The organism is Flavobacteriales bacterium (genome assembly GCA_016712535.1).
In the GTDB taxonomy this organism is placed as follows: Bacteria; Bacteroidota; Bacteroidia; order Flavobacteriales_F; family PHOS-HE28; genus PHOS-HE28.
Genome location: JADJQW010000002.1, coordinates 1,932,212 through 1,957,478 on the forward strand (window position 1 = coordinate 1,932,212; position 25,267 = coordinate 1,957,478).

General features: G+C 63.4%; 17 protein-coding genes. 8 read left to right on the forward strand and 9 right to left on the reverse strand.

Annotated features, from left to right (window positions below; genetic code table 11):
• The gene (gene tsaD / locus IPK70_07935; GenBank protein MBK8227092.1) at positions 1–1,023 is read right to left on the reverse strand and encodes a tRNA (adenosine(37)-N6)-threonylcarbamoyltransferase complex transferase subunit TsaD; all 1,023 of its coding nucleotides are present in this window, start codon (positions 1,021–1,023) and stop codon (positions 1–3) included.
• Between the two features lie 96 nt (positions 1,024–1,119).
• On the opposite strand from tsaD, the gene IPK70_07940 reads away from it, so the two are divergent.
• The gene (locus tag IPK70_07940; GenBank protein MBK8227093.1) at positions 1,120–5,502 is read left to right on the forward strand and encodes a translocation/assembly module TamB; all 4,383 of its coding nucleotides are present in this window, start codon (positions 1,120–1,122) and stop codon (positions 5,500–5,502) included.
• Here the strand turns inward: IPK70_07940 and IPK70_07945 are convergent, their stop codons facing one another.
• Genes IPK70_07945 through IPK70_07955 form a run of 3 tightly spaced genes read right to left on the reverse strand, consistent with a single transcriptional unit; the run spans position 5,503 to position 7,941 of the window.
• The gene (locus IPK70_07945; protein ID MBK8227094.1) at positions 5,503–6,717 is read right to left on the reverse strand and encodes a bifunctional 3,4-dihydroxy-2-butanone-4-phosphate synthase/GTP cyclohydrolase II; all 1,215 of its coding nucleotides are present in this window, start codon (positions 6,715–6,717) and stop codon (positions 5,503–5,505) included.
• Between the two features lie 36 nt (positions 6,718–6,753).
• Positions 6,754–7,242 (reverse strand): 6,7-dimethyl-8-ribityllumazine synthase, encoded by a 489-nt coding sequence (locus IPK70_07950; protein ID MBK8227095.1) that lies wholly within the window; start codon positions 7,240–7,242, stop codon positions 6,754–6,756.
• Positions 7,243–7,251: 9 nt separating this feature from the next.
• A complete protein-coding gene (locus tag IPK70_07955) occupies positions 7,252–7,941 on the reverse strand; it encodes a tetratricopeptide repeat protein (protein ID MBK8227096.1) in 690 nt (229 codons plus the stop codon).
• Positions 7,942–8,108: 167 nt separating this feature from the next.
• Between IPK70_07955 and IPK70_07960 the strand changes: the two genes are divergently transcribed.
• The 5 genes from IPK70_07960 to IPK70_07980 all read left to right on the forward strand — a co-directional run bounded on the left by IPK70_07960 (position 8,109) and on the right by IPK70_07980 (position 12,831).
• On the forward strand, positions 8,109–8,579 hold the full coding sequence (locus IPK70_07960; protein ID MBK8227097.1) for a peptidylprolyl isomerase: 471 nt from the start codon (positions 8,109–8,111) through the stop codon (positions 8,577–8,579).
• A 3-nt stretch (positions 8,580–8,582) separates the two neighbouring features.
• Positions 8,583–9,320, forward strand: coding sequence for a hypothetical protein (locus tag IPK70_07965; GenBank protein MBK8227098.1), 738 nt, complete (start codon positions 8,583–8,585; stop codon positions 9,318–9,320).
• A complete protein-coding gene (locus IPK70_07970) occupies positions 9,320–10,399 on the forward strand; it encodes a porin (GenBank protein MBK8227099.1) in 1,080 nt (359 codons plus the stop codon). The genes IPK70_07965 and IPK70_07970 overlap by 1 nt, the downstream gene beginning before the upstream one ends.
• Before the next feature lie 70 nt (positions 10,400–10,469).
• Positions 10,470–11,891: an MBOAT family protein gene (locus IPK70_07975; protein ID MBK8227100.1), complete on the forward strand. Its 1,422-nt coding sequence runs from the start codon at positions 10,470–10,472 to the stop codon at positions 11,889–11,891.
• Between the two features lie 4 nt (positions 11,892–11,895).
• Complete coding sequence (locus tag IPK70_07980; GenBank protein MBK8227101.1) at positions 11,896–12,831, forward strand: hypothetical protein; 936 nt, start codon at positions 11,896–11,898, stop codon at positions 12,829–12,831.
• Here the strand turns inward: IPK70_07980 and IPK70_07985 are convergent, their stop codons facing one another.
• The gene (locus IPK70_07985) at positions 12,832–13,137 is read right to left on the reverse strand and encodes a septum formation initiator family protein (protein ID MBK8227102.1); all 306 of its coding nucleotides are present in this window, start codon (positions 13,135–13,137) and stop codon (positions 12,832–12,834) included. It abuts the gene before it with no gap.
• A gap of 130 nt (positions 13,138–13,267) precedes the next feature.
• Here IPK70_07985 and IPK70_07990 point away from each other — a divergent pair, with 130 nt between their 5' ends.
• Both IPK70_07990 and IPK70_07995 read left to right on the forward strand, forming a co-directional pair.
• The gene (locus IPK70_07990) at positions 13,268–14,722 is read left to right on the forward strand and encodes a sodium:solute symporter (GenBank protein MBK8227103.1); all 1,455 of its coding nucleotides are present in this window, start codon (positions 13,268–13,270) and stop codon (positions 14,720–14,722) included.
• Between the two features lie 101 nt (positions 14,723–14,823).
• On the forward strand, positions 14,824–15,702 hold the full coding sequence (locus tag IPK70_07995) for a hypothetical protein (protein MBK8227104.1): 879 nt from the start codon (positions 14,824–14,826) through the stop codon (positions 15,700–15,702).
• A gap of 118 nt (positions 15,703–15,820) precedes the next feature.
• Here the strand turns inward: IPK70_07995 and IPK70_08000 are convergent, their stop codons facing one another.
• From IPK70_08000 to IPK70_08015, 4 genes are all read right to left on the reverse strand, one after another.
• A complete protein-coding gene (locus IPK70_08000) occupies positions 15,821–17,068 on the reverse strand; it encodes a carboxylesterase family protein (protein MBK8227105.1) in 1,248 nt (415 codons plus the stop codon).
• A gap of 30 nt (positions 17,069–17,098) precedes the next feature.
• Entirely contained in the window at positions 17,099–19,315 is a 2,217-nt protein-coding gene (locus tag IPK70_08005; GenBank protein ID MBK8227106.1) for a DUF1573 domain-containing protein, read from the reverse strand.
• A gap of 78 nt (positions 19,316–19,393) precedes the next feature.
• Positions 19,394–20,503 carry a PorP/SprF family type IX secretion system membrane protein gene (locus tag IPK70_08010; protein ID MBK8227107.1) on the reverse strand — a complete coding sequence of 370 codons (1,110 nt, stop codon included), beginning with the start codon at positions 20,501–20,503 and terminating at the stop codon, positions 19,394–19,396.
• On the reverse strand, positions 20,500–24,006 hold the full coding sequence (locus IPK70_08015) for a gliding motility-associated C-terminal domain-containing protein (GenBank protein ID MBK8227108.1): 3,507 nt from the start codon (positions 24,004–24,006) through the stop codon (positions 20,500–20,502). The genes IPK70_08010 and IPK70_08015 overlap by 4 nt, the downstream gene beginning before the upstream one ends.
• Between the last annotated feature and the right edge of the window lie 1,261 nt (positions 24,007–25,267).

Here is a 25,267-nt window from a genome sequence, read left to right on the forward strand (position 1 = left end):
TCACCACCGCGCCACCGGTACGGTGTCCAGCGTGGCATGCTGGCCGGACAGGTGCGCGAAATGGCCGGCCATGGCCACCATGGCGGCATTGTCGGTGCAATAGGCGAAGGGCGGAAGGAAGAGCTCCCAGCCTTCTTCAGCCGCGAGCGCGGCCGCGCGCTCGCGCAAAGCCCTGTTGGCGCTGACGCCACCGCTGATGCCCACTTGGCGGATGCCGTGGGCATGGGCCGCTTTCCGCAATTTGGCCAGCAGTTCGCTCACGATCCTGTGCTGCAGAGCGGCGCACAGGTGCGGGAGCTCGCGCTCCATGAATGCGGGATCGGACGCTTGGCCTTTCCGCACGAGGTTCGCGAAAGCGGTCTTGATCCCCGAGAAGCTGAAATCGAGGCCGCTGATCACCGGCGAAGGGAGCGCGAAGCGCGATGGATCCCCGTGCTGCGCGCGGCGATCGATCAACGGGCCGCCGGGATAGGGGAGGCCCAGCACCTTGGCGCCTTTGTCGAAGGCTTCGCCGGCAGCGTCGTCGAGCGTGGTGCCGATGATGCGCATGCGGTCCGGGGCTTCCACCACGATCAGCTGGGTATGGCCGCCGCTCACGGTGAGGTTGAGGAAAGGGAAGGAGGGCACCGGGCGCGCTTCAGCATCACGTATGAAGTGCGCCAGGACATGGGCCTTCAAATGGTCCACGGCGATCAGCGGCTTGCCCAGGGCCTGCGCCATGCTGCGCGCGAAGCAGGCGCCCACGAGCAATGAGCCCATGAGCCCAGGGCCTTGCGTGAATGCGATGGCGTCGAGGTCCTCTGCACGCACGCTGGCCTCTCGAAGCGCTTGGTGCACCACGGGCACGATATGCTCCTGATGCGCACGGCTCGCCAATTCGGGCACCACGCCGCCCCAGAGCGCATGGGCTAGCTGGCCGGCCACCACATTGCTCCGCACAACGCCATCGGCCAGCACGGCTGCGGCGGTATCGTCGCAGCTGCTCTCGATTCCGAGTATCAGCAAGGGCTTCGGGGCGGTCATGCATGCCCCGGCTACTTTTGGCCGGAAGCGGCCTGGTAGTTGGCAGGGCGCGGCAAAGCTATCCGAGGGCTGAAGCGCGAGCGCACATACCGATTCATGAAAACCGCTCTGCGCTGGTTCGGCCGTGCGGTCCTGGTCCTGCTCGTCCTTTTGCTCGGCGCTTGCGCTTCTTTGTTCTTCCCGCGCGTGCAGACCGCCGTGGCGCGCTGGCTCGCAGCGGAACTGAGCGATCGCATGGGTGCCACCATCACCATCGACCGTGTAGCGCTCTCCATTGATGGCGCGGTGCGGCTCGAAGGGGTGTTCGTGGGCGACCTGCGCGGTGATACGCTCTTCCATGTACCGAGCCTCGGTGTGCGCGGGCTTCGCGTGAGCACCAGCGATCGGACCCTGACGGTGAGCAACCTGGCCCTGCGCGATGCGCGATTCAACCTGGTCACGGCCGAGGGCGATGCGAACAGCAACCTCACGCTGCTCTTGAACACGCTCGCCTCCGAGGACAGCTCGGCATCGGGCGGTGACTGGACCATCCAGTGCACGCGATTCGACATCAGCGGCTTCCATTTCAGCTTCCACGATGCCAACGCCGTGCAGGCGCCATTCGGGGTCGATTTCAAGCACATCGACATCCCCAATGCCACGGTTCAGGGCTATCGGTTCGAGGCCATCGGCGATTCGATCAGTGCGCTGCTGGATCGCGCTCATTTCACCGAGCGGTCGGGTTTGCGCGTCGAGGGCCTTACCGGTCTTGCGCATGTGAGCCCAAGCGGCGTTGTGGTGGAAGGAATGGACCTGCGAACGCCGATGAGCCGTGCGCGCGGTGAGCTGAAGCTGCTGAGCCAGGGCTGGGCGGACTTCAGCGACTTCACCACCAATGTGCAGTTGCGCGCCGACTTCGACAGCTCCTTGGTGGACATGGCCGATATCGCGTGGTTCGCCCCGGAGCTTGAAGGCATCCGCTTCCCGATGACCGTGAGGGGCCGTGTGCGCGGCACTGTGAGCGAGCTCAAGGGCCGCGATCTGCGCATCGGCTTCGGCCAAGGCTCTTGGTTCGAGGGGAGCGCTGAGCTCAGCGGCCTTCCCGACATCGCCGAGACCTTCATGCTCATTGATGTGGAGGACATGCACGCCGCGCTCGCCGACCTCAAGCAGGTGCCCATGCCGCCCTTCACCTCAGGCACCAGGCTCGAGCTGCCTCCAGAAGCCGATCTTCTCGGCGATGTTGATGTTCGCGGCCGCTTCACGGGATTCCTGCGTTCCTACACGGCAACCGGTCGGGCAAGCACCGCCTTGGGTGTCTTGCGAACCGATGTGTCCTACAACCGCGACACCATCACGCAGCGCCGGAGCATCAATGGCCGAATGGCAACCGAGGGCTTCCGCCTGGGGCCATTGCTCGGCACGAGCCTCATCGGCCCGCTTACCGCCAACGTGCAATTGAAGGCGAATGGCCGCGCGCTGCGCGACATGGAGGTGGACCTCGAGGGCGACTTCCCGCTTTTCACCATCAACAACCGCACGATCGGCGGCATCCATGCCAAGGGCCATCTGGCGCGCAACCTCTTCGATGGCGAGCTCGAGGCCGACGATCCCGACCTGCACTTGCGATTCAGTGGCCTTGCCGATTTCCGTGGCCGCTGGCCGAAGGTCGATTTCACGGCCAAGCTGCACAATGCCGACCTCTATCATCTGGGCTTCGTCACGGAGCCCGGCTACAGCTCGCTGAGCCTTGATGCCGCTGTCCGCGGTCGCCTATCGCCAGACAGCCTGCTTGGAGACCTCCATCTGAAAGGCATCACCTATTGCCGAGGCGATGATGAATTCGAATTGGGCGATGTGCACCTCAGCAGCGATCGCCGCGACGGTGAGAACCTCCTCCGGCTCGATGCCTCGTTCGCGGAAGCCGAAGTGATCGGGCCCTTCCTGCCCACCAAGCTGCCCGCTGCGCTGGGCCATGTGCTGCGCAGCGTCTTCCCTTCGCTGCTGGGCACGGTGAGCTACGCGCAGGATGAGCAGCGCTTCCGCTTCAATGTCCGCCTGCGTGATACCAAGGAGGTCCTGCGGCTCTTCCTGCCCGATGCGCAGATCGCCCCAGGCGCCACCTTCAGCGGCAGCTTCGATACGCGCACCTTCGACCTGGGCCTGCACGCGGTGATGCCCAGCGCGCGCTATGGCGCCACACGATTCGACTCGCTGGTGGTGATCGCCGATAAGACCCTGGACCTGCTCGCGTTCTCCGTGAAGAGCACGCGCCAGCACTTCGGCGATAGCCTCTGGTTCAGCGGCACGGGCGCAACCGGCAAGGCGTACCAGGACGAACTCGACATCGACCTCGGCTGGAATGCCAGCAGCGGCGGCACCAATGGCAATCTCTCCTTCACCGGCGAAGTGCTCGGCCCAAAGTCCGTGGCGCTGGAACTCTTGCCGTCTCGCCTCTTCTTCGGCCTTGGCGAATGGGCCAATACGGAGCGCGCAGGCATACGCATCGATTCCACCACGGTGCGCATCCACGAGCTCGACATGCGCAATGGAAGGCAGCGTGTCTCCCTCAACGGCACCATCGCGCGCGATCCGCAGCAGGCCCTGTCGTTCGAGCTCGATTCCCTGGAGCTGGCCAACTTCGCCCCATTGATCGATGGACCGGCGATCAACGGGACACTGAGCGCCGACGGCCGCCTCTTCGACCTTTACGGAACGCCGCACGCGGTGAGCGCGGCAAAGGCCGATAGCGTGCGCGTAGCGAAGACTCAGGTCGGTGATGTGGCACTTGCCGTTTCCTGGCTCGAAGGCCAGGGTGCGCTCGACCTGAATGGCCGCGTGGAACGGGGAACGATCAAGGCCCTTGACTTCACCGGTCGCCTCGGGCTGCGCGACCAGGGCGAGCTCGACATGCTGCTGCTGTTGGACCGCTTCGACCTGGGGCTGGCCAATCCGTATCTGCCGGAAGGGCTCAGCAGCCTCGCGGGCCACGCCACAGGGCAGGTGGCGCTCACCGGCACCTTGGCCAAGCCCGACCTCAATGGCGCGATCGACCTCACGGCTGCCTCCCTGCGCATCGATTACCTGAACACCCGCTATACCGGTGATGCGCGGGTGCGGATCGGTGATGAGCTATTCGCTGTTGACCGCGCGATCATGCGCGATGATGAGGGCCACATCGCCCGCGTCGGCGCCACGGTGGCGCACATCGGCCTGCGCGATTGGAGCTATGATATCTGGGGAGCCTTGGACCGCGTGCAGGTGCTCAACACCACCGAGGCCATGAACAGCCTTTATTATGGGACGGCATACGCCACAGGCGATTTCAACGTCAGCGGTTCCAAGGGCTCGCTGGAAGTGAGCGTGCAAGCGGCGACTGCGCCCGGCACCGATATCCATCTGCCCGTTGGTGGAAGCATGGAGGTGTCGCCGATCTCGTTCGTGCATTTCGGGCCGATCGATACCACCGGTGCCGAGGCCGATGTGGACCTTACCGGCGTTTCGCTGAGCATGGAGGTCACCGTGACCCCCGACGCGCGCTTCGAGCTGATCTTCGATCCCACGGTGGGCGACATCATGAGCGGCCGGGGCGAAGGCCTGGTGGAATTGGGCGTGACCAGCCGCGGCGACCTGAGCATGAGCGGCATGGTCACCCTCACTGAGGGCGATTACCTCTTCACCTTGCGCAATGTGGTGAACAAGCGCTTCGCCGTGCAGCCCGGCGGCCGCATCACCTGGTACGGCGACCCCTTCGATGCCCAGTTGGACCTGCAGGCCATCTACCGCTTGAAGGCCCCGCTGTATGACATTGTACCACCGGGCGAGCGCAACGACAGCCACCGCCAGCGGGTGCCCGTGGAAGTGGTGATGAAGCTGCGTGAGAAGATGATGAACCCGGAGATCGGCTTCGATGTGCGGTTGCAGCAGGTGGATGAGAACCTGAAGGCGCAAGTGGCCAGCGTGCTCAGCACCGACCAGGAGATGGGGCGCCAGGTGTTCGCATTGATCGTGCTCAACCGGTTCTTGGAGCCGCCCCTCTACGCCGGGGCTGGTGCGGCGGCGGCGGGCTCAACGGCAGGGAACACGGCGAGCACCGCGGCGAGCGAGCTTTTGAGCAATCAGGTGAGCAATTGGCTGAGCGGCCTCAGCAACGATTTCGACCTGGGCTTCAACTACCGGCCCGGCGATGCCATCACGCAGGACGAGCTCGAGGTGGCCTTCAGCAAGCAGTTCTTCAACGAGCGGCTGCTATTCAGCACCAACGTGGGCGTGCATTACGGAGCCACCAGCACCAACGCGAGCAGCGCGCTCATCGGCGATTTCCAGCTGGAGTACCTGATCACCCGCGAAGGCCGCTTCCGCGCGCGTGCTTTCTCGCTCACCAACGACCGCAACCTGATCCAGGCCGATCAGGCGCCTACCACCCAAGGCGCGGGCCTCGTTCTCCGGCGCGATTTCGATACGGTCGGCGAGCTGTTCCGGAGGAAGAAGAAGCACTGATCAGCCCTTGAGCCTGAGGTTGTGCCCGAGCTTCTCCTTCTTGGTGCGGAGGTAGCGCTCGTTGTGCGGGTTGGAGGCGATCTCGATGGCCACGTTCTCGACGATCTCAAGGCCATAGCCGATGAGGCCGGTGCGCTTGCGCGGGTTGTTGGTGAGCAGCCGCATCTTGCGAACGCCGAGGTCGTGCAGGATCTGAGCGCCCACGCCGTAATCGCGCGCATCCATGTCGAAGCCGAGCATCACGTTGGCCTCCACGGTATCAGCGCCTTGCTCCTGCAGCTTGTAGGCCTGCAGCTTGTTCAACAAGCCGATGCCGCGCCCTTCCTGCTGCATGTACACGATCACGCCACGGCCTTCGCGCTCCACCATCTCCATGGCGCGATGCAATTGCGGGCCGCAATCGCATCGGCAGCTTCCGAAGATGTCGCCGGTGACGCATGATGAGTGCACGCGGACCAGCACCGGCTCGTCGGGCTTCCATTCTCCCTTCACCAGGGCCAGGTGCTCCTCGCCGGTGGTGCTCTGCTTGTACGCGATGAGCTTGAAATCACCGTGCTCCGTGGGCAACTGCACATCGACCATGCGCTCAACGAGCCGCTCTGTCCGCATGCGGTAGGCCACCAGGTCCTCGATGCTGATCAGCTTGAGGCCGAATCGCTTGGCGATCTCCTGCAACTGCGGCAGGCGCGCCATGGTGCCATCCTCATTCAGGATCTCCACGATCAGTCCGGCCGGCTCGAATCCTGCCATGCGCGCCAGGTCAACGGCTGCTTCCGTATGCCCGGTGCGCCGGAGCACGCCGCCCTTGCGGGCCTTCAGCGGGAAGATGTGGCCGGGCCTTGCGAAGTCATGGGCCTGCATGGCGGGGTCGATCAGCGCGAGCATGGTCTTGCTGCGGTCGCTGGCGCTGATGCCGGTGGTGGTGCCGTGGCCCTTGAGGTCGACGCTCACCGTGAAGGGCGTTTCGTGCAGCGCGGTGTTGTCCTGCACCATCAGGTCGAGGCCGAGCTCCGCGCAGCGCTCCTCGGTGAGGGGCGCGCAGATGAGCCCGCGTCCATGCGTTGCCATGAAGTTGATCATGGCAGGCGTGGCATTGCGGGCTGCGGTAACGAAGTCGCCTTCATTCTCACGGTCCTCATCGTCAACGACGATGATGGCCTTTCCTGCACGCAGGTCGGCGATGGCTTCCTCGATCGGGTCGAACGCGTTGCTCATGGGCGGCAAAGGTGGCATATCCGGGACCCAGGGGCTTCAGCCCTCGGACTTCAGCGCGGCCATCTTCAGGACAGCCACCGCGCAATCGACGCCCTTATTGCCATGCTTGCCGCCGCTGCGGTCTCGGGCCTGCTGCAGGGTGTCGTCCGTGAGCACCCCGAAGATCACCGGCACGCTGAACTTGAGGCCCACGGCCATGATGCCTTGGGTGGTGCCCTGGCACACATAATCGAAGTGGGGGGTCTCGCCGCGCACGATGCTGCCCAGGCAGATCACGCCATGCAGCCCGCCGCGCTCAAGCAGGAATTGCGCTCCGGCCGCCAACTCGAAGCTTCCGGGCACCCAGCGCTCCACGATGTCGCTTTCGGCCACGCCATGCTTCATCAGCGTCTCACGGGCACCCTTCCGCAGCGCATCGGTCACCTCTTCATTCCATTCGCTCACCACCAAGGCGAAACGGCGACCGGCGCCACTGGGGACGCCGGCCGGGTCGTAATGCGAGAGGTGCTTCTCCGCCGTGGACATGGCGCTTGACTAGCCGCCCATGGCCTCAGCCAGCCCGGCATACTTGCGTGCCTGGCTGGCCTCGTTGCTGGTCGGGAATTCCTTGGCGATTCGCTCGAAGGCCTTGCGGGCATCCTTCCAGCTGCCGGCCTGTTGGTGCAGGATGCCAGCCTTCATCAAGTACATCGGCGTGGTGAAGTCGCTCCGCACCATGCCAGCGGCCTTCTCGAAGAGCTTCACGGCATCGGCGGCCTGGCCGAGTTCCACGAGTGCATCACCCTGGTTGCCCACGGCCATCACGCGCAGGACGTCGTCATCCAAATCGGCCTCCTTGTAGCTATCGAGCGCCATCTGGTACTGCTCCTGCTGCATGTAGATGGAACCGAGGTAGTAATGCGCCAGCTTCCCGCTCGGCGTGTCGCCGTAATCCGATGCGATGCTGATGAAGCCGGGGTAGATCTCGTCGCCGTTCAGCGCTTTGTTGAGTGAATCGATCTCGAAGTAGTACTGGGCCTTCCAGATCAGCTCCGCAGCCTCCGTGGCGCGCGGCTCTGCATAGAGCTTCTTGTACCCGAGGATCGCGGCGACCACGACCAGCAAGCCGATCGCCCCATACGTGATCGGCTTCTTGTTCTTCTCCAGGATGAGTTCGGTCCGGGTGTACACCTGCCCGAGGTCGATGTCTTGGCTCTGCGCCGCTTCGATGGTCTTCTTGCTCATTGCTGCTGGCCTTGGCGGATTGCCTTCCGCTGGCGGGGCGCAAATGTAGGATTCTGAGGCACTTGCGAAAGGCCGTTCAAGTAGGCTGCGCGGGACATTGCTCTGCTGCCCGCAGGCATATGCCCGAAACCGCCCCACGGCTACATTCGCCGCCCATTCGTTCACCCATGCGCATCGCCAAGAACTCCGTGGTCTCGTTCCACTACACCCTAAACGATGGCGATGGCCGTTTGCTCGATACGAGCGCGGGCCGGGATGCCTTCGCGTACATACACGGCAGCGGCATGATCGTGCCGGGGCTGGAAGCCGAGATGGAAGGCAAGGCCAAGGGCGACAGCATGAACGTGCAGGTGGAGCCGGCCAAAGGCTATGGCGAGGTGGACCCCAGCCTGATGCAGCGCGTTCCAGTGGAGAAATTCGGCGGTCAGACGGTAGAGGAAGGCATGCAGTTCCAGACCCCTGACCATCGCGTATGGAGCGTGCTGGAGGTGAAGGATGGGGAAGTGGTGCTCAATGGCAACCACCCGCTTGCCGGCGTCACACTGCACTTCAGCGTTGAAGTGACCGATGTGCGTGAGGCCACGGCAGAGGAGTTGGCCCACGGCCATGTGCATGGCGAGGGTGGCCATCACCATTGAGCCATGCGGAGCGGCTTGACGCGCATCTTGCGCTTCGGGGCGTTCTCCGTGCTGATGGCGGGAGCCTATCCATCCGGCGCCCAAGAGCCTTTCGTGCATAACGACACCACCTTCTTGCTGCGCGATTTCAGGACGGGCTACCACGCGGTTTTCATAGCAGCTGGGAATGACACGGTATGGCGCGCTCGCGTGGCCAGTGATCCCGGCGACATGGCCCAGCACAAGCACGTTCGGTTGCAAGCGCGGGCGCTGGAGGAATTGAACGTGCGCCCGGCCCCGATCCCAGCCGATCAGCGCGGAGGCCGGTTGGACCGGATCGGCGTTAAGCGTTTGAACGGCGCTTGGTCCCTGTATGCCCCGAGTGATTGGATACACCACCGGCAAATGCAGGTGAGCGGGAATTGGCTCGTGACCAACGAGACCGACGGGCCTTTGGCCCATGCGATCGTTGATCGCCCGGCACCTACCGACGGTGAGGCAATCCGCCTGCGCTGCGTGAGCCTTGTGAGCCATGCCATGGACCCGAAGCAGGATACCATTGAAGTGCGCGCCTGGCTGATTGACCCTGAGCGGGGAATCGAGCTCTGGGAATTCCGCGATGCCTATGGCGACTGCACCTACGATGCCATGGCGCCGCTCGAGGGATCCGGCATCCTGCCGGTTATCGTGAACCACCGGAGATCGGGCAAGGCGCGTGAATTCGCCTTCGAGGAGCCGGGCAGGCATTTGATCGCACCGTGATGATGCATAGGCCCATCCCTGCGCTGCTGATCGCTGCGCTGCTGATGACCTGCACCGCGCGTGCGCAGATGACTGATTCGCTTTCGGGCGGAATCCTGCGATTCATGGGCTATGTCGATGCCTACCATGCCTATGATTTCGGGCATAGCAAGGACGATGATCGCCCACCTTTCCTTTACCAGTACGATCGGCATAACGAAACCGACCTCAATCTCGGCCTGCTGCATCTCACATTCGAGAAGCCTCGCGTACGGGCGGCCTTCGGGCTGATGGCCGGCACCTACCCGCAGGCCAACCTCATTGCTGAACCTGAACTGCTCAGGAACATCAACGAAGCGCGGGTCGGAATCAAGCTGAGCCGGAACAGGGCCATTTGGCTCGATGCCGGCGTCTTCACCTCGCATATCGGCATGGAGTCGGCCATCGGCATCGACAACTGGACCCTCACGCGGAGCATCGTCGCGGAGAACTCACCATACTACCTCAGCGGCGCCCGGCTTACTTGGACGATCTCAAAGAAGATCGAGCTCGCCGCGCTCCACGTGAATGGCTGGCAGCGGATCAGGCGGATCCAGAACAACATCCCATGCTTCGGCACGCAGCTGCTGTGGACCCCGAGCAGCCGCGTGAAGCTCAACTGGAGCACCTTCGCTGGAAGCGACACCCCGGATAGCCTGGGGTTCTACAGGATCTTCAACAACCTCTGGTTCTCCTGGGAGAAAGGCGCTTGGGGCATTCAACTGTGCCTGGACGCAGGTCTGCAGCAGGCCGAAGGTGATTCCTGGAACGAGTGGGCCGGCGCGGTCTGCATCGTGAAACGGCGCATCGGAGAGCGCTTCGCCCCGTCCGGCCGAATCGAGTACTACACCGATCCGGGCCAGGTGATCGTGCCAACCGGAACACCGCATGGCTTGACCGCCTTCGGCTATTCACTGGGCCTGGACCTGCTGGTGGCGCCCGATGCATGGGTGCGCCTGGAAGGAAGGACCTTCCATGGCGTGGATGCGCTCTTCGAGAGCATCCACGGGACCACGCAGGACAACACAGCCATAACCGCATGCATGGCCGTTAGGTTCTGAACGGCCGAATGGCCAGCAGGCATTAGGTGAGGCCTCCACTGGTGCCCAACTCCCTTTCTTCGCATCGGCCATGCTCTTCAATTCCATCGCGTTCGCAGTCTTCCTCCCGGCGGTGTTCGCGCTGTACTGGTGGGTGTTCCGCGAAAGGCGCGTGCAGAATGCCTTCCTGCTGCTGGCCAGTTGGGCGTTCTATGCGTGGTGGGATTGGCGATTCCTAGGCCTGCTCTGGCTCAGCACAGCGGCTGACTACATTATCGCTGCGCGGCTTCACGCAGATGCCGGAGCCCGTCGGAGAAAGGCATGGTTGGTCCTGAGCATCGGCATCAACATCGGGCTGCTGTGCGCATTCAAGTACATGGGGTTCTTCGTGGAGAGCGCCGCCGAGCTCTTGCGGGCCATGGGCATGGATCCTCACTTGCCGGTCCTTCGGCTCGCGCTGCCTGTCGGCATCAGCTTCTACACCTTCCAGACGCTGAGCTATACCATCGATGTCTATCGTGGGCATTTCCAGCCAACACGCGACCCGATCGCGTTCGGGGCCTTCGTCGCGTTCTTCCCGCAGCTGGTGGCCGGCCCCATCGAGCGAGCGCGAGACCTGCTGCCGCAATTCGAGGCGCCCCGACGCTTCGATGCAGCGCTCGCCGCCGATGGGCTCCGACAGATGCTCTGGGGCTTCTTCAAGAAGTTGGCCGTGGCCGATCCCTTGGGCGCCATGGCCGATGCGGTCTTCGGCATGGACGCGAGCGCTACCAGCGGGGTCACCCTCTTCTTCGGTGCGCTGTGCTTCGCATTCCAGATCTACGGCGACTTCAGCGGCTATAGCGACATCGCCATCGGATGCGCGCGCCTATTCGGGTTCCGATTGAGCCGAAATTTCAACTACCCGTACTTCAGCCGGAGCATCGGTGAGTTCTGGCGGCGCTGGCACATGACCCTCAGCGGCTGGCTGCGCGATTACGTGTATTTGCCCTTGGGCGGCGCTCGCGCGAAGGCCGGAAGATTGCGCAACATCCTCATCACGTTCAGCGTGAGCGGGCTCTGGCACGGCGCCAATTGGACCTTCATCGGATGGGGCCTGCTCCATGGCGCGTATTACGCGCCGGAGGTGCTTTCCACGCGCCGCGCGCGCCTGCGGTCCGAGCCCACTTGGCGGGACATCCCGCGCATGGCCTTGGTGTTCCTGGCCGTACTGGCAGCGTGGGTCCTGTTCCGGGCACCGACCCTCGAAGGTGCCACGTCGCACCTGTACCACATCGCCGCCAACATCAACCTGCGCAGGCACGAACTCTCAGACTGGGCGCGATGGGCCATCTGGTGGCCCACCTTGCTCATGCTCGCCACCGAATGGCGCTCGAGGCGCGAACAGCATGGCCTGGCACGCATCGGCGGCCATCGTGCGCTCCGTTGGGCCGTGTACCTTTTCCTCATCATCGTCATTGGGCTGCGCATGCAGCTCTTCACCGAACATGCCTTCATCTACTTCCGCTTCTGACGCCTTGCGCTTCACGTTCCGCGCACTGCGATTCGCAGCGGTGCTCGGCGCAATGGTCATGGCGGCGATGCATTGGGGGCCGCCCGCCGCGCCATCTGACTACATGAGCAGCACCGTCCTGAAGAACGACCGGCTGCGTGCCATCGGCTCTCCCAAGGCCGTGCTGGTAGGTGGCAGCAACCTGGCCTATGGCGTGGACAGTGAGCGGCTCGGGCGCGCGCTGTGCATGCCGGTGGCGAACATGGGCCTCACCGCGTTGCTGGGCTTCCGCTTCATCGCCGATGAGGCGCTTGCCGCCACGGGTGAGGGTGACCTACTCCTCGTTTGCCTGGAGCGCGGCACCTACCAGCTGCCTGACCCTTCGCCCGATGCGCTCGCTACCGTGGTCGATTACCGGCCTGAGGCGCTCACCTTGGTGCCTTGGCGTCAACGTCCTCGATTGATCGCCAGCTTGGCCGCGCTGCACCTGCAAACCCTGCGCGATCATTGGGAGCACTGGCTGCTGCATGGCAAAGCACCCGGATACAACGACCGCCGGTTCCTGCCCAACGGCGATGTGGTGAATCACTTGAACGCTCCGCAGGTCGGATGGCCCGATCCGCAGCGCGATGTGCATGACACCCTCATCATCGCCCCATCGTTCTGGGAGCTTGCAGCGAACCTGGTGGATCGCGCGGAGGCCAAGGGCGCCCATGTGGCCTTCGGCTTCTCCAGCATGGCCGATACGATCTATAACCCCGCGGTGAACCAGCGCTTGAAGGATGAGCTGCTGGCCCATGGCCTCACGGTGATCGGCGATCCGGACCGGTACGCTTTCGCCGACTCGCTCTTCTACGATAGCTGGTACCACCTCCGCGGGCATGGACGTGCGCTGCGCACCGAACGCTTGATCGAGGACCTGTGCACGGCCATGCCAGAGCGGTGCTGCGGTTCGAGGTGATCACCTCTCCGCCACCAGCACGAAGATGTCCTCGTTGTCCCGCTTCATCAAATAGCGCTCCCGGGCGAACTTCTCCAGGAGTTCCTTGTCGCTGGCGATCTCGGCGAGCTGCTCTTTGGTGCGGGCCAGCTCTCGATCGTACCATTCGCGCTGGTCGCGCATGGAGCTGAGCGCGCGGTGGTTCTTCCACAGGGTCCAGATGTCGTTATCCGCGAAGAGGGTGATCCATGCGAGCATCAATGCCGCCACCAGGCCGTACCGGTTGCGGAATCGGGCTGGGATGCGGGAGACGAGCTTGCGGAGCATGGAGCGAAGGAATGGCGCTCATTGGAAGAACGCGGAGCGCAGCCCGGAGCGTATTTCCACGATCGCGTGTTAGATGAAGATCAGCCGCTGTTCCGGCTCAAGTGCGGAGCCTGTCGCCCACCTTCGCCCCATGAAGCTCTGGCTCGTCAGCACGGTCATCGCGGCCTACTTCGCCCTGCTGTATGCGATCTCGGTGATCACCTCGCGCGGCGCAGGCAACAGCGCCTTCTTCCTCGGCGAGCGCAAGAGCCCTTGGTACATCGTGGCCTTCGGCATGATCGGCGCCTCGCTCAGCGGGGTCACCTTCATCAGCGTGCCGGGCATGGTGGGCAACGAGCAGTTCAGTTACCTGCAGATGGTGCTAGGCTACCTGCCGGGCTATGCGGTGATCGCCTTTGTCCTCATGCCGCTTTATTACCGCCTGCAGCTCACCAGCATCTACGGCTACCTCGGCCAGCGCTTCGGTCGCAGCAGCTACCTCACCGGCGCGTGGTTCTTCCTGCTCAGCCGCAGCCTGGGCTCCGCAGCGCGGCTCTACCTGGTTGCCATTGTGCTGCAATACCTGCTGTTCGATGCGCTGCATGTGCCGTTCGTGCTCACTACCGTGCTCACCATCGCGCTCATCTGGCTGTACACGCACAAGGGCGGCATGCGCACCATCATCTGGACGGATACGCTGCAGACGCTCTTCATGCTCCTGGCGGTTGGGCTTACCGTGGCGTTGATCGGGGATAAGATGGGCTGGGGCATCGGCGAGTCATTGGCCCAGGTGAATGCCAGCGAACTGAGCCGCGTCTTCTTCTTCGATGACCCCAAGCCCGGCACCTATTTCTGGAAGCAATTCCTCGGCGGCATGTTCATCGCGATAGCCATGACGGGCCTTGACCAGGACATGATGCAGAAGAACCTGAGCTGCCGCAGCATCGGCGAAGCCCAGAAGAACATGGTCTCCTTCAGCTTGGTGCTGGTGGTTGTGAACCTGGTCTTCCTCACCCTCGGGGCCATGCTCTTCCTGTATGCCGATCGCTTCGGGATCGCGCTGCCCGCGAAGGCCGATCAGATTTATCCGATGATCGCCACGGGCGGCACCTTGCCCATTGCAGCGGGCCTGCTCTTCATCCTCGGCCTGATCGCCGCGGCATACTCCAGCGCCGACAGCGCGCTCACGGCCCTCACCACCAGCGTATGCGTGGATGTGCTGGAGATCGACAAGCGGCCGGAGGAGCAGCGCCTGGCCCTGCGCCGCCGCGTTCACCTGATCATGAGCGCTGTGATGGTGGTGCTCATCCTGCTCTTCAAGGCACTGAACGACGATAGCGTGATCAAGACCGTGTTCAAGGTGGCGGGCTACACGTACGGGCCGCTGCTCGGGCTCTTCGCCTTCGGGATGATGACGCGCTTCGCGGTGCGCGATGCGTGGGTGCCTCTGGTGGCCGTGCTCTCTCCTGTGATCACGTACTTGCTCGACCTCTATAGCAAGGAGCTCTTCGGAGGCTACAGCTTCGGCTTCGAGCTGCTGCTGGTGAATGGTGCGCTCACCTTCGCGGGACTGGCTCTCTGCGCGCGTCCGCGCGGCAATGCCTGATCCCGGATCCACTCGGGAACCGCAGGGCCACCCAACCGAGCGGCCGCGGTGATCGTGTAGTATGCACGAAGGGAATGATCCTTTCGCAAAACACAACCACGATGAGAACGCAGCAATTCGCAACGGCCCTGCTTGTGGCCGCAATCGCCCTGGTCGGCTGTAAGAAGGATGAGCCCGGCGCACCGTCGCCAACGCCGAGTGCTCCTGCGGTGAATGCGATGAGGGCGCTCTTTCATGGACATGTGGATGACGCCAAACAGACCTTCACGGTTCCGGCATCGGCCGGCGGGTATATCAACGGTTCTTCGGGTACCGGCATCTATTTCGCGCCGAATGCCTTCCGTACCGTTTCCGGCAGCGTGGTGTCAGGCATGGTGCAGGTGGAACTGGTAGAGGCCTTGACCCTTGGGCAGATGCTCTGGTTGAATAAGCAGACCCTGGGCAATGACAACGGGCAATTGGCGCTGCTGCGGAGCGGTGGCCAGTACTATCTGAATGCCACCCAAGGCGGTGAGCCGCTGAAGCTCGCTGAGAATGCCGGCCAGGTCTATGTCCCCGCGCCCAACGGGACGGATCCGACCATGTCGCTCTTCAGCGGTGTCCTGGCCTCCGACGGCACGATCGTCTGGAATCCGTTCGATAACACCCTTCCGCTGGGGCAGGACAGCACAGGCTATGGATTCCCGAATGATTCGCTGGGCTGGGTGAATGTCGATGCGTTCATGGGCATAGGTGCACAGACCACCCTGCAAGTGACCTGTCCTGACGGCCACGATGATTCGAACACGCTGATGTGGCTGGTGTTCCCGGACCAGAACTCAATCGCGTGCATGCCGGCATCGAACAGCAATGTGTTCAGCCTGGGCGGTTACTACACGGTCCCGGTCGGATTGAACATCAAGATCATCGCGCTATCGAACATCGGAGGTGTTTATTCCAGTTCGGTGACCGATGCGATGGCCGCTTTGGGCTTGAACTAGGCGATCACCTTCTCGTCGACAACGCTCAGCGAATTCGAGGCGATGGTGATGGCATTGTGATGAATGCGTGAGGGCGGGAGCTGCGTGAACAGCAGTTCCCGCCCATATGCTTCGGTGCTCAATCAAGGACCAATCGGAACGTGCGCGCGCCGCCGTGGTGCCGCAATCGGGCCAGGTAGGTGCCAGAGGCCAATGAACGCAGGTCCAATTCGGTGAGCCGGGCAGTCAGGGAGGTGCTTGAGACCAACCGGCCAAGCGGATCCAACAGCTCCAATTCCCCCGCTGTTCCAAGCGGCATCGTGATCCAGGCAACGCCATGCGCTGGATTCGGATGAATGCTGAAGGCATCGAAGGAATCCACTGCGGTGATGGATGTCGGGAAGCAGAAAAGGTCACGCATCCACGATGCGGCTTCCGCGAGCACCGCGACCGGGTCATGCACCGTGTGCTCGTTGCCGGTGTGCAGGTGGAAGTGATAGCGGTCCGCAGAGAATCCTAGGTGCTGCATCCGGAGATCAATGGTGCATGATCCCTGGAGCCATGGCTGCTGATCGGGCATGCCCAAGCCGATGCCCCAATAGGGCTGTTGCATGCTGCATCCCACGACGGGATCTCCGGTCTGGTGGTAGGAGAAGAGCGCTGGATCCTGCGTCGAACCGATGAATGCCGTGTCGAGCACCGCTCCGAAGAGATTCACTGCGCCGAGCACGCTCGCACTGTGCCCGTTCAGGTTCAGGTCGCCTTCCACGCCGCCCAGATCCGGGCGCGGGAAGAAGTTGAAGAAGTGCTGCACTTGACCGATGGTGCTGCAGCTCGCGGGCTTCTCACCGGGTTGGTCCAAGTACGCGGCGTGCATGGCGGTGATCGCGCCCGCGCTGGCACCGAGCAGGATCACGCTGGTGGTGCTGGTGCTATCGAGCGCGCTGCGTCCTTTCAGGAAGCGGATGGCGCCTTTGGCGTCTTGCATGGCGCGATAAGCAGCGCGGCGGAATTCATTCGGATCGTAGGCATAGGGCGCTTCGAGGATGCCGTTGCCGTAGTAGCCCAACCGATAGCTGATGGTAGCCGCCGCGTAGCCGTAGGAGGCCAGTTGATCGCAGAGCGCATTGAAGTCGTTGCGGTGCCCTTCGATCAGTCCGCCCCCGTGGATGAGCACCACCAGCGGGCGATCGGTCTGCCCATCGCCGACGGGCTTGTACAGATTGAGGCGAAGGCTGTCGGTGCCGCCGTTGAAGCGCGTGGCATTGCCGTACCAGATATCGCTCTCCACTTGCACGCCGAAGAGCGGCTCAGTGAAAGGGATGCTGCAATCCTGTGCGCGCGCGACGGTTGCGAGGAGCATGGGGATGAACAGGATGTTGCGCATGTTCCAAAAGTAGCAGAGAGACGGCCGGCCTCACTCCACCACGCCTTCCAGCACCAGTTCGAAGCGGAAAGGGTCGCCGTCGGTCTCCACGTACACGAGGCGCAGCAGCGGGCCGATGATCGCCCGGCCATTGAACGTGACCTCCACAACGGCGCTATCGCCGGGCGCCAGCGTCCGATCGGGCAGTTCGGCGGTCGTGCATCCGCAATCGGCATCGGCCCTCAGCAGCTTCATGGGCGTTGATCCGGTGTTCACCAGCGTGTAGGGCACCGTGCGCACTTCATCCTGCCGCAGCATGCCCACGTGCTTCGCGATCCGCACGCCCATGTTCGTCGCCGTGCGCGTCTCCATGCCGATGCCCACCACTTCGATGCGGCGCTCGGCCATTGCGGCCACGCTGTGGACGCTTCGCCGCGTATCGCGGAGGTCGTCGCTCACGCCCGTGGCCGAGCGCTCCTCGCCGAAGGGCAGCTCCTTCACCGTAAGCCGTGCACCATTGGCTGCCGAACCTTCGAGATAAGGGATGAATCGGCCGCCATCCACCGCGCGCAGGTGGTTGCGCAGGCTCTCGATGCGGCGCATGCTCAGGTTCCGGTTGTAGTCGGTTCGTGCCAGCGGGCTGGCGTGGCCGCGCACTTCGAGCGTGATGCTGCGGCCTTCCTCCAGCACGGGGTAGATGATGCCTTCCAACTCGGCCAGCGCGCGCCACCCGCCATCGACTTCCTCTGCATAGAAGCGCTGCACGCCTGCGGAATCCGCGGACTGAAGCTCGTACTCAGCCATCAACTCCTTGTAGCGCGCATAACAAGCATCGTAGGTCTGTTCGGTGGTGGTGGCCCAGGAGCGCGGCTCCGGATCGTCGTTGTGGAAGTACAGCTTCACCGGGAAGGCGCGCGCGAAGGAGATGAGCTTCTCCGCCGGCGATTCCGGTTCAGGGTCGGCGTTCACTTCTAGCGCTATTGGCGTATCCGATGGCTCGCGCTCCGCAGGCAGGCGGAAACGATAGAGGTCGTTGCAGCAGGTCTCGCCCTTGTTGGCGAAGGATCCCTTGCGGTTGCTGGTGAGCCAGAATTCACCGAGAGTTCGGTAGTTGGCGGGATAGAGGTCGTTGGCCGGGCTGTTGATCGGCAGGCCGGCATGGATCGGATGGCTGAACACATCGGCGCCCCAGGTGCTGCGGAAGATGTCGTAGCCGCCGAGGCCGGGATGGAAATCACTGCTGAACCAGAGCGTGCGCGCGGCCTCATCGTACCAAGGGCAGCGCTCGTTGCCTGGCGAATTCACGAATCGATCCAGCGCTGACAGGTTTCTCACGCTTCCGTCGTGGAACTCGGCCATCCAGATGTCCCATCCGCCCGCGCCACCTGCCCGATCGCTGGCGAAGAGCAGCATCTCGCGCTCATCCCACCACGCGATCATGGGCTGCGTGCTGCTCACCTCGTCACCGATGCCGGGCAGCACGCTTGCTTCGCCGATGCGTCCTGAAGAATCGATTCGTGCGATGTGGATGCGGCATCGGGCTTCGCAGCGCGTGAAGAGGACCCATTGCCCATCGCGGCTCCAGGCGATGTTCGCGTTCTCGCCCGGGCCGTTCACCGAACCCGACAAGGGCTCCGGCCCTTTCGAGCCGTTGCGCATGATCACGGTGCGGTACGCGGCGGTGTCCTCCACTTCACCCTTCTTGTTCAGCTGGCCGCGCAGGCTGGCGAAGTGCAGCGCGGAATCCGGGCCGATGCGCGCCCCGAATTCACTGTCGTAGGTATTCACGGGCTGCGGCAGGTGCTCCAATGCGATCAGGCTGTCCGGCCTCAAGGTGCGGGACAGCCCGCAACCGATGAGCGCATTCTCGGCGCGCTTGGCGAGCACTGAGGATTTATCCTTCTCCTTCTGCAGCACCTTGTTCCAGGTGCGCTCGGCGGCTTCGTAGTCGCCCATGCTCAGTTGCATCTCGCCGAGCCAGTGCAGCGCGTCCTTGTAGGTGCGGCCCTGGTCCTTCTTCTGCACGCGCTCATAGAAGGCGGCGGCGCGGTCGTACTGGTGGCTCAATCGGCACGCTTCCGCTTGCTTCCATTGCAGGCCCATGCGTCCGCCGTCGATCGCGAGCGCTCCGTCGTAGAAGCGTGTGGCGCCGTAATGCTCGCCGCGCGCCATGGCGGCATCGCCCCATTTCGTCCATTGCTCGATGCTCTGCGCATCCACGCGGATAGCTGCACAGAGTAGGACGATGCAGGCCAATGATCTCTTCATCACGCTGTTTGCCAAAGTCCTATCCGCGTTCATCGGTGTCCATCCGTGGTTCAATCGGCGCCGCGCATCAGTGGTTCATCACAATTGCTCGGGACAAGCCTTGAAGCGCACCGGCACCGGCGGACGTTTCTTCCAGATGCGGATCGCCGTGAACTCGATGGCGCCGCGGTTCCGGCTGGCGGGCACCAGGTCGCTGGTGTTGATGTCGTAGCTCATGCCGAAGGTCCAGTCGTCGCGCTCCAGGCCGGCGAAGATGAAGCCGGCGTCGCGTGCGCGCAGGTGAACGCCTGCAAGGAGGGCGCGCTTCAGGCCGTAGCGCTCGAGCAGGATGTACCGCGCATTGGCGCCGAGGTCGAATTCGCGGAAGGTGCCCTGCGCCATCCACCGGATCGCAGGCAGCACGTCGATGTCGTCATGCACACGAACGGAAAGGAGGGCGTGCAGGTCCGCGCGGCGGTCGAGCGGGATGCTGGGCTCGTTGAGGAAGCCGACGCCGGGCTTGGTGAGGTTGTAGAGTCCGAAGCCCGCTTGCAGCCAGTTGCGCGGCGAGTGGACGAAGCGATAGACGATGCCGGCATGGATATCCTCGTGCAGCAGCCCATAGCGCTGGAAGTCCTCGCCGTTGTCGCGGCTGGGATCGTAGGTGAAGCCGTTGTACTGCGCGTCGAAGCTCAGACCGCTGTTGTCGATGGTGAGCGAGGTGAGGCCGAACTGCGCGCCGACCGTGAGCGAGTGGCGATCGCGCGCATCGAGGGTCTCGGTCCAGCTGCCGCCGAGGCTGAAGTGGAATTGGTTCATGCGGCTGTCGCCCGCGCGGTCGTTGAAGAGCCAGGCACCGAGGCCAAGGCCCTTGACGCCATTGAAGTCGCGCGCATCACCACCCAGCCCGAAGGTGCGGTAGGGCACCGTGACCGATCGCCATTGCTGACGGAAGACGCCATGCGCGCGGTAGTCACCATCGAACTGCCCGATCGCCCCGGGATTCAATCCCATGGGCACGTTGAAGAACTGCGAGAAGTGGATGTCCTGGGCGGACGTGTTCTGCGCTGTCATCAGCAACGAGAAGAGCAATACGATCCAAGCGCTCTGCGAGTGGTGAGTGGTGAGTGGTGAGTGGGGCGCACCCAGCACAGAAGCTGCGCCCCACTCACCACTCACCACTTGGTACTCACCACTCGCGCGTTTCATCGCACCACGGTCACATTGCCCTTCGTGAAGTACTCCTGACCATCGATGCACCAGACCTTCAGGTGGTACACGAAGACGGCCGGATCCACCAGCTTTCCCTTGTACTCGCCGTTCCAGCCGAAGGAGGGATCCGTGCTCTCGAAGACCTTCTCGCCCCAGCGGTCGAAGACCTTGAATTCCATGCGTTCGATGTGGCGGCCGCGCACGAAGAGCACGTCGTTCGCGCCATCGCCGTTGGGCGTGAAGGTGTTCGGCACGAAGATGTCCGGCTCCTCGCAGCGCAATTCGTACACCCTGACGGTGACCGGAATGGAGCGCGTGCAGGTGCCATCGCTCACGGTGGCGGTGAAGGTGGTGGTCTGCTGAATGACCGCTGTGGGGTTCGCGATGGCGGGATCGCTCACAGCGCCGGCGGGCTGCCATGAATAGGTCACGCCCGCGCTCGGAGTGGCCAGCAATTGCACGGTGGTGCCCGGAAGCACGAGCGTTTGATCCGCCGTTGCGGTTACCGTGTTCCCGAAGAGCGGCGAGACATTCACGGTGACGGTGCCAGACCACGAACAGCCGAGCGGAGAGCTCACGCTAACGCCGTAGGTGGTCGCTTCCACCGGCGCGACAAGGGCCGATGCGGTGCCTTGCCCGTTGATGATGTCCTCTGCAGGTGACCAAGCGATGCTGGAGCCGGGGTCGGCGCCGCTCACCGTGAGCACGGCGGTATCGCCCGCGCAGATCCCTTGCTCACCGCTCACGGCGATGGCTCCGAGTGAAATGGTGACCTGCACACTGTCGCGCGCGGTACAGATGGAGCCATTGCTCACGCGGATGTGATAGGTGCCGCTCACGGCGGGCGCAACGGTGCCGGTGCTGTCTGAGAAGGTGCTGTTCAGGATGTCAGTGAACTGCGCGTTGCTGCTCCAATGCCAGGTGTTCGCCGTGCCGAAGCTGGTGGCGATGAGATCGAATGAAGCGATCGGCCCGCAGATGAGCGTGTCGTTCATGGCCTGCAGCGATGGGCCCGCGGCGGCGATGGTCACCGTGCGCGTGGTGACGTCCTGACCGTTGCAGGTAACGGGACTCGTGGCCGTGAGGGTCACGGTGTAGGTGCCAGGCTGCGCATAGCTGTGCGTGGGGCTGAACGCCGTGGAGGTCTGGCTGTCGCCGAAATCCCACAGGTAGCTCGTGGCGCCGCTGCTCAGGTTGGTGAAGGCGACGCTCAAGGGCGCGCACACGGTATCGGGGGCGAGGAAGGCCGCGATGGTGAGCGGTGCATCGAAATCGAACTTGAGGACGCCGTTGTTGCAGCCGCTGCTGTTGTTGGTGGCGCTCCAGGCCCCTGGCGTAGTGGGGAAATCGTCGTTGTTCTGGCAGCCGGCGCACACGCTCTGGTACACGCGCCCGCGCCGGTCGAAGCGGCTTGTGCCGCCATCGACATGCTCGGGGCTCTGCGCACCGCCGTAGTATGTGGCGTAGTCGAGCGCGGTCATGTCGATGTCGAAAACCGCGAGGTAGAGGTCGTGGCCGGCCGTGGTGCCTTGGTGCGCATCGGCGGTGACGGGCAGGCCCGTGGTGGTGAGGCCGCCGCCCAGTCCGCCCGCGCTGCTGCCCCACCCGCTCGTGTAGATCTTGTCGCAGACATCCACGAGGAAGGCCGTGGGCGAGATGTCCGGCGTGCCATCGCCTGCGCCCACGCGAGAGCTCAGCAGCACATTGCTCAGATTGGGATCGAGCTTGGTGATGAATTGCCCGCCGCCGGGAATGTTGTACGGCGCATTCTGGATCAGCTGACCGTTGGGCGCGTTGGTTTGCCCGAAGAGGAAGGCATTGCCGGGCTGGTCCAGCTCGATGAAATAGGCTTGATCATACCCGCTGCTTCCCCAGTAGGTGAGCCGTTCGATGATGCCGCCATCGGCACTGAAGCGTGCCGCGAAGGCATCCGCAGGCCCGCCGTTGAAAGCCCCCTGCACCGCGCCGCTGCTCACCGGCAGATCGCTGCTCACCGTTCCGCCGCACACATACAAGCGGCCTTGCGCGTCGAGGTCGCCGTTGTAGCACGCATCGGCTCCGCTGCCGCCGAGGTAGCTGCCGAACTGCAATTGCGTGAGCTGCGGATTGAAGCGCGCCACATAGCCATCGTGGCTGCCGCCGCCGAAGGCGCCCTGCGCTGAACCGGCGGTGGTGGGCATGTTCTGGGTCTGCGTGCAGCTCACCACCCACACGCGGCCCTGGGGGTCGAGGAGCACTTCGCCGCGGACCTCATCCGCGTAGTTGAATTTCAGTCCGGTGGCGGTATTGAGGCCATCGTTCGCGGCGCCGCCGAGGTAGGTGCTGCCGATCAGCGCGCTGCCATCGGCGCTGAGGCGCGCCACCACCATGTCGCTGCCGTTCGGGTATGAGATGCCCAGGCCTGCAGGGGTCACGGCGCTGCCGCCGCCGAAGCTGTTGTCGTAGGTGGTGGCCGGCGTGGGGAAATCCGTGGAGCCGGTTGTTCCGAGCACGACGAGCTGATCGTTGCCATCAACGAACAGGCTGTGCGGCATCTCATCGCCGTTGCCGCCGAGGTAGGTGCTCCACACGAGGAAGGTGCCCGTGGTGTCGTACTTGGTGATCGCGATGTCGGTGCCGCCGTTCTGCTGGCCCGCACCGCCGGCCCATTGCGTCTGATAGGCGCCGGTGGTCACGGGGAACTGGTTGCCGAAAGCCGTGCTGCCGGCATAAAGGAAGCCGAGCTGATCGAAGCTGGCCGTGTAGCCGAAGTTGTTGCTGAAGGACCCCGAGTAGGTGGCGAAGCGCAAGGTGGGGTCGATGATGAGGGGGTGGCGCTTGTCGTAGTCGCCGGGCTTGAAGCCGACGATCCCATCACGCAGCGTGTAGCGGCAATGCACCGTTCGCCGTTCGCCATCGATCTCCTGGTAGGCGATGGGGATGCGCTCCGTGAGCCTGCCGAGCGAGGTGTGCACCACGAGCGCCGCGCCGCGCAGCTCCACCTTGTCGGCGCCCTCGAAGGCGATGCGGATGGCCGCGGGATCAGCGCCCGGGGCGACCACCAGATCGTACTTCGCGCCGCTGCGCCCTGCGCGGAACACGGCATCGCAACCGGGTGCTATCGCCCTCAGGCTCATTTCGGCGAAGGCGCGCGCACCGCCCGCCCATCGTTTCGGATCGCGGCCCAGGAAATAGCTGTGGAGGCCCGTGAGCCTTTGCGCGGCATCGGCCCTGCCTCCGGCTGTGGCGCTCACGAAGCGCATACACACGGCGTGGTGACGCAGCGTCTCCGGCAGCGGGTCCTTCACATTGGCATGAGCATCGTGCAGGGCCTTGGCGTCGAATAGGTCGAAGAGCACGGCATCGTCCTGCGCCCAGAGCACCACGCCATCGAGCTCGGCCCTGTAGCGGACGGCATCGGGCCATTGCCCCTTGTTCTCGATGAAGCGGGCCTGACCGGAACAGGCGACCGCCGCGATCGCTGCGAGGAAAGAGAGGAGTCCGTTGCGCACCTGCATCATGCCCGGCCGAATGTAGCGCCGCGCGTGGTGGAAGATGGACGCTTGGCGCGTGGGCGGCGTGGCCCGGTGGTTCTTGGATGACCAAGCTCAGCATGCTCGCAGGTCGCATCCGCAGAGCGCCGGTGCAGGCGAAAGAGGAGCACGGCTGCATCGGTGGCATAGGAGCGCCATGGTGAACCCTGCATTCGAAGAGGACGGTGCCGCAGGGTCCGCCCCGCCCGCCCGCTTGCCTTACGCGGCGAGACCCATCGGAGGCAGGGGAATGGTTACTTTCGGCGAAGACCCTGCAGAGATGAAATTCAACTCACGATGAATGATTGAGTACATCACATACTTTGTCTATCACCGCGCCTCCATTCACGCCGAAAGAACAGGTGTCGATGTGCAATCCAGTAGCGCCTTGTTCGACGCAGCAATATGGCTAGCGCTCATCGTGCTCGTGAATCTGGCATTCTTGGCGCTATGTACTCTGACCATGATATCAACAAGTGCACTAGAAGGAATCCCTGACATTCCTTACACGACCAAGTACAAAGCAGGCTTGTGCATAACGATATTTATGTTGTTGTGCGAGTATCTTGCATACCGAAGGTTCAAGAGTCGGGTTCATACATATTTCCACACATTTGAGCATGAGTCCGCCGCAAGAAGAAAGGAGCGAATGCTCGCGAACAAGTGGATCTATCGCGTTACGACAGTACTTGGCTGCCTTGCTTTGTGTTGTGTGCTTTTTAACCGATGGCGGCATGCGGGAACAATACTCTGAGTACAGTATACACCGATGCCGCCACCAACAAGTACCGCAGCTGTAGGCTTCCCCTGTTTTCGGGCCGATCATTACAAGAGGCACCAGGGGCATGGTGTTAGTCTTGGATGGCCGCTGGCAGCCGGTACCCGAGCCAGATTCACGGCGATTCACCCATTGGTAAAATGAGGCGCTGGAACTCTGAATGCTGAGGGCCTAATTGCTCTACCGCTTCGCGCCGAATTCCACGCGCACGGCATCGCCCTCGTGCAGGCCCAGCAGCTTTGAAGCTTTTGCCCACGCAGGGTCTTCGCCGATCGCCCGCCCACGCGCGAATACCTCCGCATGGGTCTCGCCGCGCATTGAATGGTGCGCGAGCGAGGCGGACCCTGCGGGACCGGAGCCGCAATTTCCGACTGTAGGCTTACCCTGTTTTCGGGCCGATCATAACAATAGGCACCAAGGGCATGGTGTGAGACTTGGATGGCCGCTGGCAGCCGGTACCCGAGCCAGAAC